Annotated in this window: 2 protein-coding genes and 1 pseudogene; 1 reads left to right on the top strand and 2 read right to left on the bottom strand. The window is 42.8% G+C overall.

Features of this window, described 5'->3' with window-relative positions; genetic code table 11:
* On the bottom strand, positions 1 to 819 hold an 819-nt coding region (locus FGU65_RS15805; protein ID WP_301665460.1), incomplete at its 3' end, for a DUF8758 domain-containing protein.
* A complete protein-coding gene (locus FGU65_RS15800) occupies positions 816 to 1571 on the bottom strand; it encodes a DUF488 domain-containing protein (protein ID WP_301665459.1) in 756 nt (251 codons plus the stop codon). The genes FGU65_RS15805 and FGU65_RS15800, both read right to left, overlap by 4 nt.
* A gap of 241 nt (positions 1572 to 1812) precedes the next feature.
* Between FGU65_RS15800 and FGU65_RS15795 the strand changes: the two are divergent.
* Positions 1813 to 1948, top strand: a pseudogene (locus FGU65_RS15795) (IS701 family transposase); the annotation flags it as partial.

Here is a 1948-nt window from a genome sequence, read left to right as displayed (position 1 = left end):
CCCAGGGCGGCAAGAGAGGCATATTCGTGCCGAATTATGAAGTTGGTAAACGTGCTCATGGAGATCAGGTCGATCCGGGACTATAAAGTACTTTTGAGAAGAGGGCGGTTTTTCGAAATCCTCATACGTATGAAATTTTTCGTACAGTTTTTCCCATAATGTCTGAATGTCTCCATACGTATGACCCCATTTACGATATGCCTCGATTAATTCCCAGTCTTCACACTGAATGTCGTGCTGACCGTTCATACAGGTTGGGCAATCATCAGAGCATTTGAAGCGGTATGCAAGCGTGTGCGGAATTTTTTGAATTACAGGAGTTTTAGATCCATCAATATTCTGCTGATATTGCTGTGGCCCCGCGTAGATCTCCAATTTCTTGCGACTGTAAAAGTCCAGAATTTGTTTGGGTTTTATCAAGCCAAGAGAGGTCTTATCTTTCCGATATTTATGATTCAGATTATCCAGAGAGGGATCAATCTTATCGAGAATCAGTTTGTTGCGTTCTTTCCAAATTTTACTTGTAGGATTACCACTCAAGCTGCGGCTTACGATCTTTATCTCCGAGCCTTCTTTTACCTTGTAACTTTCTTTTCTCGCGAGTTTTTCGGTCGTGGCTTTCTGACAGACTATCTCAACAAGATCAAACTTTTTGATCTTTGTCTCCCCTATATAGTGTCTCGTGGGAACGGGGTATAGCCGAATCCAATCTCCATCTTCAGTAATCCCTGCTGTACAGGCGACCCAATCTCGATACTTCCTGCTATATTCTGGATATGCCTTTACAATAATCCAGACTCGCTTTTTTTCCCAACTCACAAGTCAGCAATCTCCCACCCCTCCTTGCGTAGTCTGTCTGCGATAACTCCTCTATGGCAACGGTCGGCATCTTTTTCAAAGCACATCAGGGCAATTTTCTCTTCACGCCCTAAGACCTTTATTTTTTCGATCAAGTCGTCTTTGTAATCCAATTCTGAAGAGTATTGCTTAAATAACTCCTGATAATCATTTGGATTGAGATCCTTTCTTCGATTTGATTCTATTCCAAGTTCGGGAATGTGGATGTACCCGATGCCGATATTCTGTACATTCTTTGACAACGCCCCCTTGGAATAGCCATACTTTCTGCTGAATGCGTTCTTTCTAACATCCACAAGAAGAGTGACATGATTGTCAATCAGTGTCTGGAAGAATTGGTCGACATCTTTACCCTCATATCCTATTGTGGTGATTCCTCGCTGTTCGGATATCTGATCCCTCTTCGGCCTCAATCTGCTGAATATTGTATATTCGGGGAAATTCTTATAGACGTAATCGACAACGGCCATGTCTGGGTAATCCTGAAATTTATGGGCATATGTGGAGATAATTTCCTGGAGAAAAAAGTCCGGTTTTGGAAATACAGCGTCGGTGATATGGATGAATTCATCTTTTATTGAGATATTCGCCGATCTTTCGAGATGAGACAGATCTCTATATAATTGAAATGAGAAAGGGCCATACTTGTACGGGACAAAGTTGTATAGGCTTCGCTCTTGCGAAATTAAAAACATCAGTTTGACCAGTTTCATTTTTGAGATTTTACCATAATGAGCAATCAGAAAAAGAACTGCTCGTTCATTTTTATTTATCATGGCTAATAGTCACCTAACAGCATATCTCACATTAAAGGTTGAGGTAGGCAGGTTGAAAGTGTTTACTGTGCCTCTCTTCAAATGTATCCCTTTTAGGACTTACGCAGTCGACCGCAAAGTCGATCATCTCAGACGGATCTCTGCCCCTCAGCCACCCTTCGCTGAGGAGGTCTCCCTGATGAACCGTGCAAAGTGCACTGATCTTGATTACATCAACTTTCTGACTGCTTCTTCGAACTACTTCACCTGTACCGAAGCGGAACGGTGCCAGCCTGCCGATAGTTCTTCTCCGGCGCACGATGCCTTCACCCGTC

The organism is Methanoculleus frigidifontis (assembly GCF_030464345.1).
Lineage (GTDB): Archaea > Halobacteriota > Methanomicrobia > Methanomicrobiales > Methanoculleaceae > Methanoculleus_A > Methanoculleus_A frigidifontis.
The sequence above is the reverse complement of the archived record's forward strand: the minus strand, read 5'-3'. Positions and strand labels throughout refer to the sequence as shown.

Coding starts and splice junctions, on each gene's coding strand:
- FGU65_RS15800 (WP_301665459.1), bottom strand. CDS start 1,571: ATGAAACTGGTCAAACTGATGTTTTTAATTTCGCAAGAGCGAAGCCTA.